This window comes from Streptococcus sp. Marseille-P7376 (assembly GCF_902460385.1).
Taxonomy (GTDB): Bacteria; Bacillota; Bacilli; order Lactobacillales; family Streptococcaceae; genus Streptococcus; species Streptococcus sinensis.
This window is the reverse complement of the sequence record NZ_CABPTS010000005.1, coordinates 13456-28468: the sequence shown is the minus strand read 5'-3', so window position 1 is coordinate 28468 and position 15013 is coordinate 13456. Positions and strand designations below refer to the sequence as shown.

Annotated in this window: 13 protein-coding genes; 9 read left to right on the top strand and 4 right to left on the bottom strand. The window is 44.3% G+C overall.

Going from position 1 to position 15013, the window contains the following annotated elements; translation table 11 throughout:
- Nucleotides 1-9: 9 nt before the first annotated feature.
- On the bottom strand, nt 10-2325 hold the full coding sequence (gene pflB, locus FZ952_RS04210; RefSeq protein ID WP_148880726.1) for a formate C-acetyltransferase: 2316 nt from the start codon (nt 2323-2325) through the stop codon (nt 10-12).
- A gap of 227 nt (nt 2326-2552) precedes the next feature.
- On the opposite strand from pflB, the gene FZ952_RS04205 reads away from it, so the two are divergent.
- Together FZ952_RS04205 and dinB are read left to right on the top strand one after the other, a co-directional pair.
- Nucleotides 2553-3212 (top strand): hypothetical protein, encoded by a 660-nt coding sequence (locus FZ952_RS04205; protein ID WP_148880725.1) that lies wholly within the window; start codon nt 2553-2555, stop codon nt 3210-3212.
- Between the two features lie 18 nt (nt 3213-3230).
- Complete coding sequence (gene dinB / locus FZ952_RS04200) at nt 3231-4295, top strand: DNA polymerase IV (RefSeq protein ID WP_148880724.1); 1065 nt, start codon at nt 3231-3233, stop codon at nt 4293-4295.
- Nucleotides 4296-4495: 200 nt separating this feature from the next.
- On the opposite strand, the gene FZ952_RS04195 is transcribed toward dinB, so the two are convergent.
- The 3 genes from FZ952_RS04195 to rnhC form a co-directional block, all read right to left on the bottom strand.
- Nucleotides 4496-6856 carry an ATP-dependent RecD-like DNA helicase gene (locus FZ952_RS04195; RefSeq protein WP_148880723.1) on the bottom strand — a complete coding sequence of 787 codons (2361 nt, stop codon included), beginning with the start codon at nt 6854-6856 and terminating at the stop codon, nt 4496-4498.
- A 78-nt stretch (nt 6857-6934) separates the two neighbouring features.
- Nucleotides 6935-7567, bottom strand: a complete 633-nt coding sequence (gene lepB / locus FZ952_RS04190; protein ID WP_148880722.1) for a signal peptidase I — start codon at nt 7565-7567, stop codon at nt 6935-6937.
- A 3-nt stretch (nt 7568-7570) separates the two neighbouring features.
- A complete protein-coding gene (gene rnhC / locus FZ952_RS04185) occupies nt 7571-8455 on the bottom strand; it encodes a ribonuclease HIII (RefSeq protein WP_148880721.1) in 885 nt (294 codons plus the stop codon).
- 140 nt (nt 8456-8595) lie between these two features.
- Here rnhC and zapA point away from each other — a divergent pair, with 140 nt between their 5' ends.
- The 7 genes from zapA to FZ952_RS04150 all read left to right on the top strand — a co-directional run bounded on the left by zapA (nt 8596) and on the right by FZ952_RS04150 (nt 15007).
- A complete protein-coding gene (gene zapA, locus FZ952_RS04180; RefSeq protein WP_062200136.1) occupies nt 8596-8886 on the top strand; it encodes a cell division protein ZapA in 291 nt (96 codons plus the stop codon).
- Between the two features lie 10 nt (nt 8887-8896).
- Nucleotides 8897-9448 (top strand): CvpA family protein, encoded by a 552-nt coding sequence (locus FZ952_RS04175; RefSeq protein WP_148880720.1) that lies wholly within the window; start codon nt 8897-8899, stop codon nt 9446-9448.
- A 60-nt stretch (nt 9449-9508) separates the two neighbouring features.
- Nucleotides 9509-11842, top strand: a complete 2334-nt coding sequence (locus tag FZ952_RS04170) for an endonuclease MutS2 (RefSeq protein WP_148880719.1) — start codon at nt 9509-9511, stop codon at nt 11840-11842.
- A gap of 10 nt (nt 11843-11852) precedes the next feature.
- Nucleotides 11853-12497: a GNAT family N-acetyltransferase gene (locus tag FZ952_RS04165; protein WP_148880718.1), complete on the top strand. Its 645-nt coding sequence runs from the start codon at nt 11853-11855 to the stop codon at nt 12495-12497.
- A gap of 100 nt (nt 12498-12597) precedes the next feature.
- Entirely contained in the window at nt 12598-14016 is a 1419-nt protein-coding gene (locus FZ952_RS04160; RefSeq protein WP_148880717.1) for a C69 family dipeptidase, read from the top strand.
- A gap of 84 nt (nt 14017-14100) precedes the next feature.
- Nucleotides 14101-14415 (top strand): thioredoxin, encoded by a 315-nt coding sequence (gene trxA / locus FZ952_RS04155; RefSeq protein WP_148880716.1) that lies wholly within the window; start codon nt 14101-14103, stop codon nt 14413-14415.
- A gap of 82 nt (nt 14416-14497) precedes the next feature.
- Entirely contained in the window at nt 14498-15007 is a 510-nt protein-coding gene (locus tag FZ952_RS04150) for a GNAT family N-acetyltransferase (RefSeq protein ID WP_148880715.1), read from the top strand.
- Nucleotides 15008-15013 lie beyond the last annotated feature (6 nt).

The following is a 15013-nucleotide window of genomic DNA, read 5'->3' as shown; positions in this document are numbered from 1 at the left end:
GAAAGAGGCTTAGCTAAGTGCATCATCCATTGAAAGAACTTCGTGGAAGACACGTTGTGTCAATTCAGTTTTTTGTTCTGGAGTGAGGTACTTAGTATTTACACAGTAACCTGAGATACGAACAATAACGTCTTCACCACTCATGATCTTTTCGTAAACGTCGTTCAAGTCCATAACGTTCAAGTTAACGTGTTGTCCACCGTTTTCGAAGTAACCATCAAGGATTGTTACCAAGTTATCAACTTGTTCGTCACGAGTCTTACCAAGAGCGCGTGGTGATACTTGAGTTGTCAATGAGATACCGTCAGCTGCGTAACTGAAGTCCAAGCTAGCAAGTGAGTTCAAGTTTTGCAACCATCCACCTTTTGCCTTGTTAGATGGGTTAGCACCTGGTGAGAAGAATTCCAATTTAGACAAGTTCACGCTACCGTCTTCGTTGAGGTACACTCCTTTATGGACTGGTGAGTTACCAGTTTGTTTAGAGTAAGCAACGTTAGATGTGATAGTCAGAAGAGATACAGTAGCTTCTGCATTCTTGTAGAGTTTGTGGCTGCGCAGACGAGTTGTGTAAGCTTCAACCAACCATTCAGCCAGTTCGTTTGAGCGAGGATCATCTTCACCCCAACGTGGGTATTCACCGATTGTTTCGTAATCGTAGATGTAGCCATTTTCGTCACGGATTGGCTTAACTGTAGCGTACTTGATAGCTGACAATGTATCAACAGTGTTGGCAAAACCACAGATACCGAATCCCATATTAGCACGTTGTTTAGTTGGCAAGAAGGCCATTTGAACAGCTTCGTAGTTGTACTTATCAGTCATGTAGTGGATGATATTCAAAGCATCTACATAAGTGTCAGTCAACCAGTCCAGAGATTTTTCAAAGTTTGCTTTAACTGATTCAAATTCAAGAACTTCGTCACGGATTGGGTCAATGTCAAATACTTTATAGTCTTTGTGAACATCATCGTAACCACCGTTCAAACCAGTAAGAAGAGCTTTCAATACGTTTACACGAGCACCGAAGTACTGGATGTTGTGACGTTGGTCTTCGTTTTCTGGGTCGAGTGGTGATACACAGCATGAGATACAGCTCATTTCACCGTATCCGTCTTTTGCCATAGTTGTTACGCCTTCATATTGGATAGAAGAGTGTTTGTGGCTCATGTGCATACAGTAGCGACGGAATGAGTATGGCAATTTGTCGGTCCAAAGAACTGTCAAGTTTGGCTCTGGAGAGTTACCGATGTTGTCAAGTGTGTTCAAGAAACGGTAGTCCATCTTAGTAACACGGTGACGACCGTCGTTACCCATACCTGCCATAGAAGTTGTGATGAAGGTTGGGTCACCAGAGTACAATTGGTCATAAGCTTTTGTACGAGCGAATTTCACTGTACGAAGTTTCATAACGAAATCGTCAACGAATTCTTGGATTTCTGACTCAGTAAATGTACCGCGAGCAAGGTCACGTTCTGCAAAGATATCCAATACGATTGGAACACGTCCAAGTGATGTAGCAGCGCCGTTAATAACACGGCAGACTGACATGAAAGCGATGTTCACCCATTGAATCGCTTCTTTCACGTTCATAGCTGGTTTACGAACGTCAACTCCGTAAAGGTCACCCAAGCGAACAACTTGTTGCAAAGCTTGGTATTGAAGGTTTACTTCTTCACGGAGACGGATGGTTTCTTCGTCGATTTCTTTGATTGCATTCCAGTCGTTTACTTTTTCTTGCATCAAATAGTCTGCACCATAAAGAGCAAGACGAGCATAAACACCGATGATACGTCCACGTGAGTAAGCATCTGGCAGACCAGTTACAGTGTGGGCGTGACGAGCGCGACGGATGTTTGAAGTGTAAGCGCGGAAGATACCATCGTTAACAGTTGTCACGTATTTTGTGAAGATTTCGTGAACAGCTGGATCAGGTTCATAGCCATTTTCCTTCAAAGTTGTCTCAGCCATACGGATACCACCTTTTGGCATGAAGTTCAATTTGAAGAGTTCGTCGTTTTGGATACCGTAGATCAACTCGTTGTCTCTATCAATGTAACCAGCAGGGATATCAGCGATTGATGTTGGACGAGTGTCCATAGGGAAACGAGTTTCTTCGTAATGAGCCTTAGTTTCTTCAACAATTTTCTTGATATGAAGAGAACGCTCAGTAGGTCCTGCTAGGAAGCTTTCGTCACCATCATAAGGCGTATAGTTAGCTTGAACGAAGCGAGAAATACTTGCTTTTTCTTTCCAGTCTACACCTTTGAAGCCTTCCCAAGCTTTGTCGAAAATATCTTGAGCTTCAACAACTGTTTTAACAACCATTTGATTTTCCTCTTAATTCTAGTAACAAGCATCTGTTACATTTATATTTAAAGTATATCACAAGGTAATCGGTTTCACAAACGATTTTCATAGAGAAATTGGACATTCTTTTATAATACAGTTTGACAAACAGAGGGAAACTGTGTTATAATTTTGAAAAATTAAATGAAAACAGAAAAAGAGTCTAATAAACTTAGATAGTTTACAAAGTTAAGGGAGGGCTTATCATGGAAAAAAGTAAAAATATTACGGGTTTTGATTTTCTGTGGTTAGCCTTGTATACTATTGCTGCCTTTTTATTTGAATTATTACTGGTGACAGTGGAAGGATTTTTGGGGATTTCAATTTATCACGCCACAAAGTTTCAGATGATTGCTCACTGGATAGTAACTAGTCTGGGCTGGTTAGGTTTAGGATTCGCTATTATTGCTCTAGCTAAAAAACAAACTGGCTTTGACCTTTTGAAAACGGAGAAAAAAACTGTATCTGTTTGGCAATGGTTGGCGGTTGTCTTGAGTTTTATCCTTATTACACTTGTCCAATACTGGGATTGGAAGGGCTTCAAAATTTTGCTTGAATTTCAGCATTTGGGTTGGTTGAAATTTCTATTTCAATATATCTACTATGCTGCTGAAAGTTTCCTGATTTCTCTGGTATTGGTTTTCGGACAAAAAGCTTTTGAGACTTGGTTTAAAAATGATAAAATTCCCTATGGAGGTATTCTCTTAGGTTTGACATGGGGCTTGATGCATATCTTGTCAAAGGGAAGTGTCTTAACAGGAATATTAACTTGTTTAGCTGGCTTTCTATTCGGTAGTGTTTATCTCCTAGTGAATAAAGATTACAAGAAGACTCTCGTCATTGTGACTTGCTTATTTATGCTTTAAAAGATTCTAGGAGATGGCATGTTAATTTTTCCGCTTATCAATGACACATCGCGAAAGATCATCCATATTGATATGGATGCTTTTTTTGCTTCGGTGGAAGAGCGGGATAATCCCAAGCTTAAGGGTAAGCCAGTGATCATAGGTAGCGATCCTCGTCAGACGGGTGGGCGTGGCGTAGTTTCGACGTGTAATTATGAAGCCAGAAAGTTTGGGGTTCATTCGGCCATGAGCTCCAAGGAAGCTTATGAACGGTGTCCGCAGGGGATTTTCATCTCGGGGAATTATGAAAAATACCAGGCTGTTGGTTTACAGATTCGCGAAATTTTTAAGCGCTACACTGACCTAGTCGAACCGATGTCAATTGATGAGGCTTATCTGGATGTGACGGAAAATAAGCTGGGTATCAAATCAGCTGTCAAGATTGCTAGACTGATCCAGTTTGATATCTGGAATGAGCTGCAGCTGACCGCTTCAGCAGGCGTTTCTTACAATAAATTTCTGGCCAAAATTGCCAGTGATTACCAAAAACCGCATGGTCTGACCGTCATCCTGCCTGATGAGGCAGAGGCGTTTTTAGCCCCCATGGACATTGCCAAGTTTCACGGGGTTGGCAAGAAGAGTGTCGAGAAACTGCATGAGATGGGCGTCTATACTGGAGCGGATCTACTCAAGATACCGGAAATGACCTTGATTGATAAATTCGGCCGCTTTGGCTTTGACCTTTATCGAAAGGCACGGGGGATTAGCAATTCTCCTGTCAAAACAAATCGTATTCGTAAGTCTATCGGAAAGGAAAGGACCTATGCCAAGCTGCTCTATAGCGAAGAGGATATTAAAAAAGAGCTGACTCGCCTGGCGGCTAAGGTAGCTCTCAGCTTAGATAAGCACCAGAAAGCTGGTAAGACGGTTGTCCTCAAAATCCGCTACGCTGATTTTTCAACTCTAACCAAAAGGCGGACCTTGGATCAACAGACTAGAGAAGCGGAATTGATTGAGCGGGTCGCCCATGAAATTTATGATAGTTTGGAGGAACAACCACGAGGGGTCCGCCTGCTAGGGCTGACGGTGACAGGCTTTGGATAAGAATGTAAAAGAGTCTGGGACATAACTGTCTCAGACTCCTACTGTTTTAAAGGGGAATATTTGATAAGGAAGTCCTTGTCAGATGTACCTAAAGAACGATGTTGATAGGCCTGTCGAGAAAGGTTCAAAGACAGCTTAAATGAACTTTTGCAGCCATTGCATAGAAATGATAGATTTACCGATTTCTGTTTTTGTCCCTTTTAGCTGCCGAAGATACTGTGGATATCTTCCTCAGTTAGCCCGATCATAGGGTCAATTTTCAGGAAATTTTCCGTTGATAAGACATGGTTTTCCACAATCTTTTCTACATTATCCACAGGAGTGTGGATAAGTTCTTGAGAACCCTCTATGTCTCCAAAACGCTCAATCAGATAAGTTTTGCGGGCTGTTCCGGTATTTTTTACGGCATAGTCAAAGGCCGCTTTTTCCCCAAGCAGAATCAGTTTGCTCTTGGCTCGGGTGATAGCTGTGTAGACCAGATTGCGCTGGAGCATGCGGTGGCTGCTTCGAGTAATAGGGAGGATAACCACAGGAAATTCGCTGCCTTGAGACTTGTGGATGCTCATGGCATAGGCTAAGCGGATTTTGTACCATTCGCTGCGCTGATAGCTAATCTCGTTGCCGTCAAAGTTGATGGTCAGTTCGTCCTGTTTGGATTCGGTGTACTTAGCTGGCAGCAGGTCGGTGATATAGCCCAAGTCACCGTTAAAGACATTATTTTCAGCGTCATTGACGAGGTGGATGACCCGATCTCCCTGTCGATATTGGCAGTCAGGTGCTTCAAAGGTCAGCTGGTCTTTTTCCACAGGATTGATGAGATTTTGCATGAGGCTGTTAATCTGGTCAATGCCAGCCTGTCCGCGGTACATGGGAGCCAGCACTTGCACATCCTGAGCTGGGATGCCGCTGCGAATAGCTGCGCTGGTAATTCGTTCAATCATGGGCGGGATGTGTTCATTTCGAGCTTCAAAATAAGAGCGATCCGCTTTTTTCTCAGTAAAATCTGCTGGCAGCAGTCCTTTTTGGATCTGACTAGCCAAGGTGACAATGGTCGAATCTTGACTCTGACGGTAAATTTTTTCCAGCTTGGTTTGGGGAATGCTCGGTATTTGCAGTAGGTCAGCTAATACCTGACCAGGACTGACAGAGGGCAACTGCTCCGCATCACCAACCAAGAGCAATTTGGTATTGGAGGAGATGTTGCTGAGGAGCTGGTTGGCCAGCCAAGTGTCTACCATGGAGAACTCGTCCACAATGATAAAATCAGCATCCAGATAATCATCCAAATGACTGGTATCATCATCTCCAGTCATACCGAGATGCCGGTGGATCGTAGCACTGGGCAGTCCAGTCAGCTCATTCATACGGCGAGCAGCCCGACCAGTAGGAGCAGCAAGAAGGATGGGCAAATCTGCCTTCTTTTTCAAATCCAAGCCTCGAAGCTGGCTGTAGACGGCGATGATACCATTGATGACGGTTGTTTTGCCTGTTCCTGGTCCGCCAGTCAGGATAAAGACTTTTTGTGTGATAGCGTCGAAAATGGCCTGTTTCTGAATACCATCATAGTGGATGCCTAGGTCATCTTCAGCTTGGCTGATGGCATCGAGGATTTTTTCCTCTTCAAAGCGATCTTGATGGCCTTTTTCCAAGAGACGGACTAGATTGCTACGGATGCCTTCCTCGGCAAAGAAGAGGCTGTTTTCAAAAATCTTGGTTTCGACGTTTTGGACCTTGTCTTCTTCAATCAGGTGAGCTAATTCATCGGCTACCAGACTGGGATCTAGCTCTACTTGGCGCGAATTCTCCAAGAGTTCAATGGTATGAGCCAATAGGTCTCTAGCCTCCAGATAAGTATCGCCAGTTTCCATGGACTGGGTCAGAAGGGTATGAATCAAACCAGCCCGAAAACGCTCAGGGGCATCACTCTCAATGCCCAACTGCTGGGCTAGTTGATCGGCAATTTTAAAGCCGATACCTTGGATGTCCTCAACCAGTTGGTAGGGATACTGTTCAACGATTTCCAGCGTTTCTCCCTTGTAGGTGTCTTGGATCTGAAAGGCTAGCTTGTTGGGAATCCCGTAGGCGGCTAGTTTGGCCAGAACCAGCTCCGTTCCATAGTTGAGTTGCAGCTTGGTTACAAAAGCTTCTCGATTCTTGGCGGAAAGACTAGTGATTTCTTTGAGCTTTTCTGGCTCGGCTAAAATTTTATCAATGGTATCTTCTCCATAGAGCTCGACAATTTTCTGGGCAGTCTTGACCCCGATACCTTTAAAGTGGTCACTGGAAAAATATTTAACCAGCCCCTTGCTGGTCGGTTTAGCTCTCTCATAGCGGGAAATTTTGAGCTGCTGTCCGTACTTGGGATGCTGAACTAGATTTCCCCAAAAAGTATAGTCCTCGCCTTCAATAACATCGGCCATGGTGCCGGTAACGATAATCTCAAAATCATCAAAATTTTCACAATCCGTGTCTTGGATGTCCAAGAGGAGGATGCGAAAGAAATTGCTGGGATTCTCAAAAATGATGCGCTCAATGGTGCCTGAAAAATAAAATTCTAACATTTCCTCATTCATGTATTTCTAAAAATCAAACCCAGCTGAGAAGTCAACTGAGTTTGGACAGGCTATACTCCTTAAGTATTAATAAGTTTTAAAAGGCAGCAGCGGCCAGAAGCGGAATTTGGCTTCGCCTTGAATTTGACTGGATTTGAAAGCACCGACCTGACGGCTGTCTTTGGAAACAATCCGATCGTCACCTAAAAGCAGGTACTCGTCATCTAGGAGCTTGATGGTAAAGACAGGACTGCCGTCTTTATCCACTGTAAAGGCCTGAGCCTGAGAAGCCAGCTTGCGGAAAAATTCCCCATTGTCCTCAAAGTCCTCACCGATATAAGTGGACTGAAGTTTGTCCTCTTGGAATTTCCTGATATACTCCGTTAAATAGGGTTCATCAGTCTTTTTGCCATTGATATAGAGAGTGTCGTTTTCATATTGGATAGTGTCACCAGGCAGGCCGATGACACGTTTCACGATTTCTTTCGTTTTGCCGTTATCATCTTTTTCAGAGGCTACAACAATATCGAAGCGATCAACCGACTGGTGCTTGAGAACCAATAAATACTCACCATTGGCCAGCGTCGGGTCCATAGAGTGACCGTCAACCTTGACAGGTGCCCAGAGGAGCCAGCGGGAGATTAGGATAGCTGAGATAATCAGGGAAAAGAGTCCCCATTCCTTGAGGAAGGCTCGGAAGTCAAAGTGTTTGTTTTTCATGGCTTACCTTTCTAAAAGCTTTTTTGCTTTTTCTGTATTTTTGAAATGGAGTTTGGCTGAATGCTGGAGACCGGCCATTCCGTATACTTGGAGAATCTGGCTAGCAACCTGATCGCTCTTGCTTCCTGCTCCGCTTGGCAGAGTGTAACCAAGCTCCTGGCTCAGATTTTCTAGATTTTCCAGAAAGAGGTCACGGGCGATAATGGAGCTGACAGCGACAGCTAGAAACTTCCCTTCAGCTTTTTCAATGAGGCTAATGGGATTTGGGAAATGATTCTTTTCATTTTGCAGGTATTTGTCATAATTTTGCTGACTGGTAAAGGCATCAATGACAATTTTTTCCGGTGTCAAACCTTTTTGCAGTAGCAGATAAATGGCTTGATTGTGAAGAGCCACTTTGACAGATACGGCATTGTAACCAGAGGCAATTACTTCATTATATTTTTCTGGAGACAAGAGTAGGGCCTGATGTTGGATTTCTTTTTTCAAAATCGGTGCCAGCTGCCGAATCTTAAGGTCGGTCAAGGCCTTCGAGTCGCCTACACCCAACTTGCGCAAGAAAGCATGCTGTTCTGGACTGACAAAGGAAGCCACCGCTGCTAAACCACCAAAATAAGAGCCGTTTCCGACCTCATCAGTACCAATAAGGGGAAAGTTCTGGGAAGTGTTGACTGTTTCCTCGGCTTGATGGCCGAAAAAAGCAGCATAGTGGCCAGCTTTTTCTCCTTGAAAAAGAACCTTGCCAGAAGTATAGATGCTGACAGTTGCCTGATTCAATTTCAGCAGATATTGAATGTATTGATTCTTGCTAGGTGTCAGGCAGTCTTGATATTTCTGGATAAAAGCCTGAATTTCTTCTCGTTTAGGACTTAAAGTAATACTTTCCATAGTCACTATTGTACCATAAAAAGGAAAAGAGGAAAGCCATAAGAATGTAAGATTTTAAGATATTTTCTTCATGTTTTTAAGTAGTAACTTTAAGACTGACAAAGCGTATTTTTTTTGGTATAATATCATGAGGTGATTTTATGGCAAATTTGAATCGATATAAGTTTACATTTGGTAACAAAACATTGACCTTAACAACGGAGCATGATAATTTATTTATGGAAGAAGTTGAGCGGGTTGCAAAGGAAAAATATAAGGCCATCAAAGAGCAGATGCCTGCAGCAGATGACGAAGTTTTGGCCATTCTCTTAGCTATCAACAGCCTGTCAACTCAGCTGAGCCGCGAGATTGAATTTGATGATAAAGAAAAGGAATTGGAAAATTTCCGGCACAAAATGCTGAATGAACTAAGAGAAAAGTCGGCTAAATAGAGGAGAAATAATGTTTTCAGTAATTATTTTGCTAGTTTTAGCCTGGAGTTTCTATATTGGGTATTCACGAGGTATTGTTTTACAAGGATTTTATACTGCAGCGGCCCTTGTGGCGATGCTGATTGCGGGCTATTTTTATAAGGGAGTAGCGAAAGCAATCAGTCTGTGGATTCCTTATGCCAGCGCTACTCAAGGCTCATCGACATATTTCTTCCCCAATTCACAGTTGTTTCATTTGGACAAGGTTTTTTATGCTGGTTTAGCCTATCTCTTTGTTTTTACAGTTGTTTATGTGTTTGCGCGCTTTATAGGAATTTTTGTTAATCTAGTTCCGTATCCCAACAAGCTTGACACACCGCGGTATAATGTAATCAGCGGAGCGATTGCTGCATTCATTACTCTTTTTGGGATTGAAATGTGCTTGACAATCTTGGCAACAATGCCGCTGGCTGAGGTTCAAGAACGGCTCAATAGCAGTGCCTTGATCCGATTTATCATCAACTATACCCCTATTACGTCCAGTGTTTTAAAACATTTCTGGGTGACGAACGTTATCGGATAATAGAAAGACTCAGTTGGCAGAGCTAGCTGAGTTTCTTTTGAAATAGTTAGAAAAGAAGTTATGAATAAAAAAATTTTAGAAACCTTAGAATTTAGCAAGATTAAAGAGCTTTTCACCCCCTATCTGCTAACTGAGCAGGGCCACTTGGAGCTTAGCCAGTTGCAGCCTACCAGTAAAAAAGAGACCCTTGCTGCCGCTTTTTTAGAAATGACAGATATGCAGCAAATTTTTGTCCAGCAGCCTCATTTTAGTCTGGGAGCTATCCAAGATATTACGGGTCTGACCAAGCGGCTGGAGTTAGATAGCGACCTTAATATTGAGGAATTTCTAGCTCTCAAGCGAGTCTTAGCTGTGACCCATGAGCTGATATCTTTCTACGAGGATTTGGAAAATGTCCAACTGGAACGTTTGAATCGGCTGTTTGACAATCTGGTTGAATTTCCCAGCATCCAAGGCAATCTGCAGGCGATTAATGACGGTGGCTTTGTTGAAAGCTTTGCCAGTGAGGAACTGGCCCGCATCCGCCGAAAAATTCAAGAAAATGAAAACCAGGTGCGGGAAATTCTGCAGGAAATCCTCAAGACTAAGGGAGACATGCTGGTGGACCAAGTGGTAGCCAGTCGAAATGGCCGCAATGTGCTGCCGGTCAAAAATACCTATCGCAACCGCATTTCTGGTGTGGTTCACGATATTTCAGCCAGTGGGAATACCGTCTATATCGAGCCTAGAGCAGTTGTCAATCTCAACGAGGAAATCACCAATGCTCGAGCTGATGAGCGCTATGAAATCCAGCGGATTTTGCAGGAGCTGTCTGACCGTATCCGGCCACATGCGACTGAACTTGCCAACAATGCTTGGATTATCGGGCATCTGGATTTGGTGCGTGCCAAAGTCCGCTTTATGCAGGAGACAAGATCGGTAGTGCCAAACATATCGGAGGAGCAGGATATCCGACTTCTCAGTGTCCGCCATCCCTTGATTGAAAATGCGGTGGCTAATGACCTGCATTTCGGGCCGGATTTGACAGAAATTGTCATTACAGGTCCTAATACGGGTGGTAAGACCATTATGCTGAAGACCTTGGGTTTGGCTCAGCTCATGGCCCAGTCAGGCCTGCCGATTCTGGCAGACAAGGGTAGTCAGGTGGGGATTTTTAACCAAATCTTTGCTGACATTGGTGATGAGCAGTCGATTGAGCAGAGTTTGTCGACTTTCTCCAGTCACATGACCAATATCGTCTCTATTTTAGAGCAGGTCGATAGCGAGAGTCTGGTTCTGCTGGATGAGCTGGGGGCTGGGACTGACCCGCAGGAGGGAGCAGCTCTGGCTATTGCCATCTTGGAAGATTTGCGGTTGAGGCAGATTAAAACCATGGCGACTACCCACTATCCTGAGCTCAAAGCCTATGGGATTGAGACGGACTGGGTGGAAAATGCCAGCATGGAATTTGATACAGATAGTTTAAGGCCGACCTATCGCTTTATGCAGGGAGTGCCTGGCCGCTCCAATGCCTTTGAAATTGCTCGGCGTTTGGGCTTGTCGGAAGTCATTGTTGGCCATGCCCAAGAGCAGACCAACACAGACAGCGATGTCAATCGGATCATTGAGCGCCTAGAGGAGCAGACACTGGAAAGCCGCAAGCGCTTGGATAATATCCGCGAGGTGGAGCAGGAAAATCTCAAATTTAACCGAGCCCTCAAAAAGCTTTACAATGAGTTTAACCGAGAAAAGGAAACCGAGCTCAATAAGGCGCGCTTGGAAGCCCAGGAAATCGTTGATTTGGCTTTGTCAGAGAGTGAGAGTATTCTCAAAAATCTCCATGATAAGTCTAGTCTTAAACCGCATGAGATTATTGAAGCCAAGGCTCAGCTTAAAAAGTTGGCACCAGAAACGGTTGATTTATCAAAGAATAAGGTGCTGCAGCAAGCCAAGAAAAATCGGGCGCCCAAGGTGGGAGATGATATCCTGGTCACCAGCTATGGTCAGCGGGGAACCTTGGTCAAGCAGCTCAAGGACGGCCGCTGGGAAGCTCAGGTCGGTCTTATCAAGATGACTCTGGAAGAGCAGGAATTCAACTTACTCAAGGCTGAAAAGGAGCAGCAACCTAAGCGCAAGCAGGTCAATGTGGTCAAGCGAGCCAATACTGCTGGACCGAAAGCCAGGCTGGATCTACGCGGCAAACGCTATGAAGAGGCTATGGAAGAGCTTGATGCCTTTATCGATCAGGCCCTCCTCAATAACATGGCTCAGGTGGATATTATCCACGGTATCGGGACCGGCGTCATCCGCGAAGGGGTGACTAAATACCTCCGCCGCAACAAGCATGTCAAGTCCTTCGGCTATGCCCCGCAAAATGCCGGCGGCAGTGGCGCGACGATTGTGATCTTTAAGTAAGAGGCCAGAAATGAAAATACAAATCTATGACTCGACTTATGAGAAAAGTTGGGTTTATACAAAAGCTTTGAGTTATCTCTTTTCGCCTTTCTTTGATGATATGAGCCGCAGCAAGGATGAGTTTACTGAAGAGCCTTACCAAGATTCGGTTGAGCTCATAGCAGTGGAAGATGATCAGGTTGTGGGGCTTCTGGATATTGGGATTTACACCGAAGAAGCAAGTCATTCTTATGCATATTATCCAGGAGAAAAGATAGCTTACTTCGCTAATCTGGCTGTCCATCCTGATTTTCAGAATCAAGGGATAGCCGGCCAACTCTTTCAAACTGCTCGAGAGAAACTGCATGAAAAGAAAGTTGAGGCCTTGATCATCTTTACCAGAGACGGGAAGCAGGCAAATCACCTCTATCAGAAGTGGGGCGGCAAGCTGATTTGTCAAGACTATTTAGTTGTTGGACGCCCCAAAGATCAAATACCCTTTTCTTTCAGTGTTGATAGGAAACAGCAGACAATCTGTCTGACAGACAAGTCAGGAAATTCCTTAGGCTATTATCAAAGAGAAGGGCATTATATTGTCTCAAGGAAAGAAGATTTGGAGCATTTTGAGATTGATGAACTTTACAAAGAACATACCTATGTCTTGAAAATCAAATAAGGCATTGGAAGTTTCAGCGAAGAGATAGTAGCAGGTTCTTTTATGAGGGCCTGCTTTTTGCTATAATGGAAGCAGCATAAAGTGTTTCGGAGGGAAAATAATGAGATTTAAACATGCATCAGATTCCTGCACGACTATTTTGGTAGGCAAGAAGGCCAGTTACGACGGATCAACCATTGTGGCTCGTACAGAGGATTCACAAAACGGGGTCTTTACGCCCAAGAAATTTGTCGTAGTGGAGCCACAAGACCAGCCCCGCTATTATCAGTCAGTTTTGACTTCTTTTGAGATGGATTTGCCGGACAATCCAGTCCGTTATACGGCAGTACCAGATGCAATTCCCAAGGACGGGATTTGGGGAGCGGCTGGAATTAACAGCTACAATGTTGCTGTCAGCGCAACGGAAACGATTACGACTAATAGCCGCGTACTGGGAGCTGATCCTTTGGTAGAGTCAGGTATCAGCGAGGAAGACATCCTTACGCTGGTTCTTCCCTATATCAAAACAGCTCGAGAAGGGGTTCTACGCTTAGGGAAAATCCTAGAGGAGTACGGCACTTATGAGTCCAATGGGATTGCTATCTCAGATGTCAATGAAATCTGGTGGCTGGAAACCATCGGTGGCCACCATTGGATGGCGCGGCGCGTGCCAGATGATGCCTATGTGACCAACCCCAATCAGCTGGGCAGTGATTATTTTGAATTTGACAATCCAGAGTATTTCCTCTGTCATCCAAATCTCAAAAACTTTATCAAGGAAAACCATCTCAATCTGAATTACTCAGATGAGGGCTTCAATCCACGCTATGCTTTTGGCAGCCAGAAGGATAAGGACCGCCATTACAATACACCGCGAGCTTGGGATATCCAGCGTTTTCTCAATCCAGAAGTGGAGCAAGATCCAAGGAGTTTCTTCATTCCATGGTGTCGCAAGCCTTACCGCAAGATCACGATCGAAGATGTCAAGTATGTCCTGAGCAGTCACTATCAGGATTCGCCTTATGATCCTTATGGAGCAGAAGGGGACCACCACAGCAGACGGGCCTTTCGGACTATCGGTATTAATCGAACTAGTCAGACGGCTATCTTGCAGTTGCGCCCTAATCAACCGCAGGAAACAACAGGGATCCAGTGGCTGTCCTACGGCTCTATGCCTTACAATACAGCCGTTCCTTTCTTTACTCAAGTCTCGACAACGCCAGACTACTTTGCCAACACGATGGACAAGGTTTCGACGGATTCTTTCTACTGGGCCAATCGACTGATTGCTGGGTTGGCTGATGCTCATTTTAGCAGCCATGTCGGAGACTTGGATGATTATCAGGAAAAGACTATGGCTTGGGGCCATGAAATGATCGATCGGGTAGACCGAGCTCTGGCCAAGGGCGAGGATGTGGACTTTGAAGCTGAAAATCAAGCCATGAGCGACAAGGTACAAGAAGCGACAGACCAGCTCTTGGAGAAAGTTCTCTTGGATGCCAGCAATCTCATGACCAATCATTTCTCACTGAGTGACTGAGGTCTTAGCCGTAGCAAATATTTTTCTTTCTCTTGCTTTTGGTGTAAAATGTTATCAAAAGTAAGCAATAAAAGGAGAAGATTTATGGTAGCAGCAGTTACAGATGCAACATTTGCAGAAGAAACAAAAGACGGATTGGTTCTGATTGACTTTTGGGCAGCTTGGTGCGGTCCATGTCGGATGCAGGGGCCTATCTTAGAGCAACTGGCAGGGGAAGTCCATGAGGACGAATTGAAAATCCTTAAAATGGATGTGGATGAAAATCCAAATACTGCCCGTGAATTTGGCATTATGTCCATTCCGACCCTTCTGTTTAAGAAAGACGGTCAAGTCGTTAAGCAAGTCGCAGGTGTTCACACCAAAGACCAGCTCAAGGCTATTATCGCGGAATTGAGCTAAGTAAGAAGCCTGAGGGCTTCTTTTTTTGCCTATTCAAAAGTGCCAGAATAGAGGAAAAAGGTCAAGATATAGGAGACGCACCATGACAGAAGAACGAATCATCAGGAAAATGCTTTTTGAGGATATAGAAAAGTTAGCGAATGCTTTTATTCAGCGAGGCTGGCCAGACCGTAGAGAGACTCTGAAAAACTACTTTCTGGAGCAAGCGACGGGTGAGCGCCAAGTTTTGGTGGCTGTTGATGGGACATTTCTAGCTGCTTACATTACAGTCATCCCATCAGCCAAGCATGGGTCCTTTGCAGGCCTTTATTCTGAGTTAACTGATTTTAATGTTTTTGAAAGTTTCCAAAGACAGGGCATTGGCACGGCTTTATTGGAAAAAGCAGAGCAAGTGGCTCAGAATTATTCAGATGTGGTTAGCTTGGGTGTTGGTTTGCATAAAGGCTATGGTCCGGCGCAACGGCTGTATGTACGCCGCGGTTATATTCCAGATGGCTCAGGTGTTTGGTTTCAAAATCAACCGCTCGCTCCCTATGCTCCATGCGAGAATAACGATGAGTTGGTATTATACTTTTCAAAAAGGGCAAAATAAAAGAGG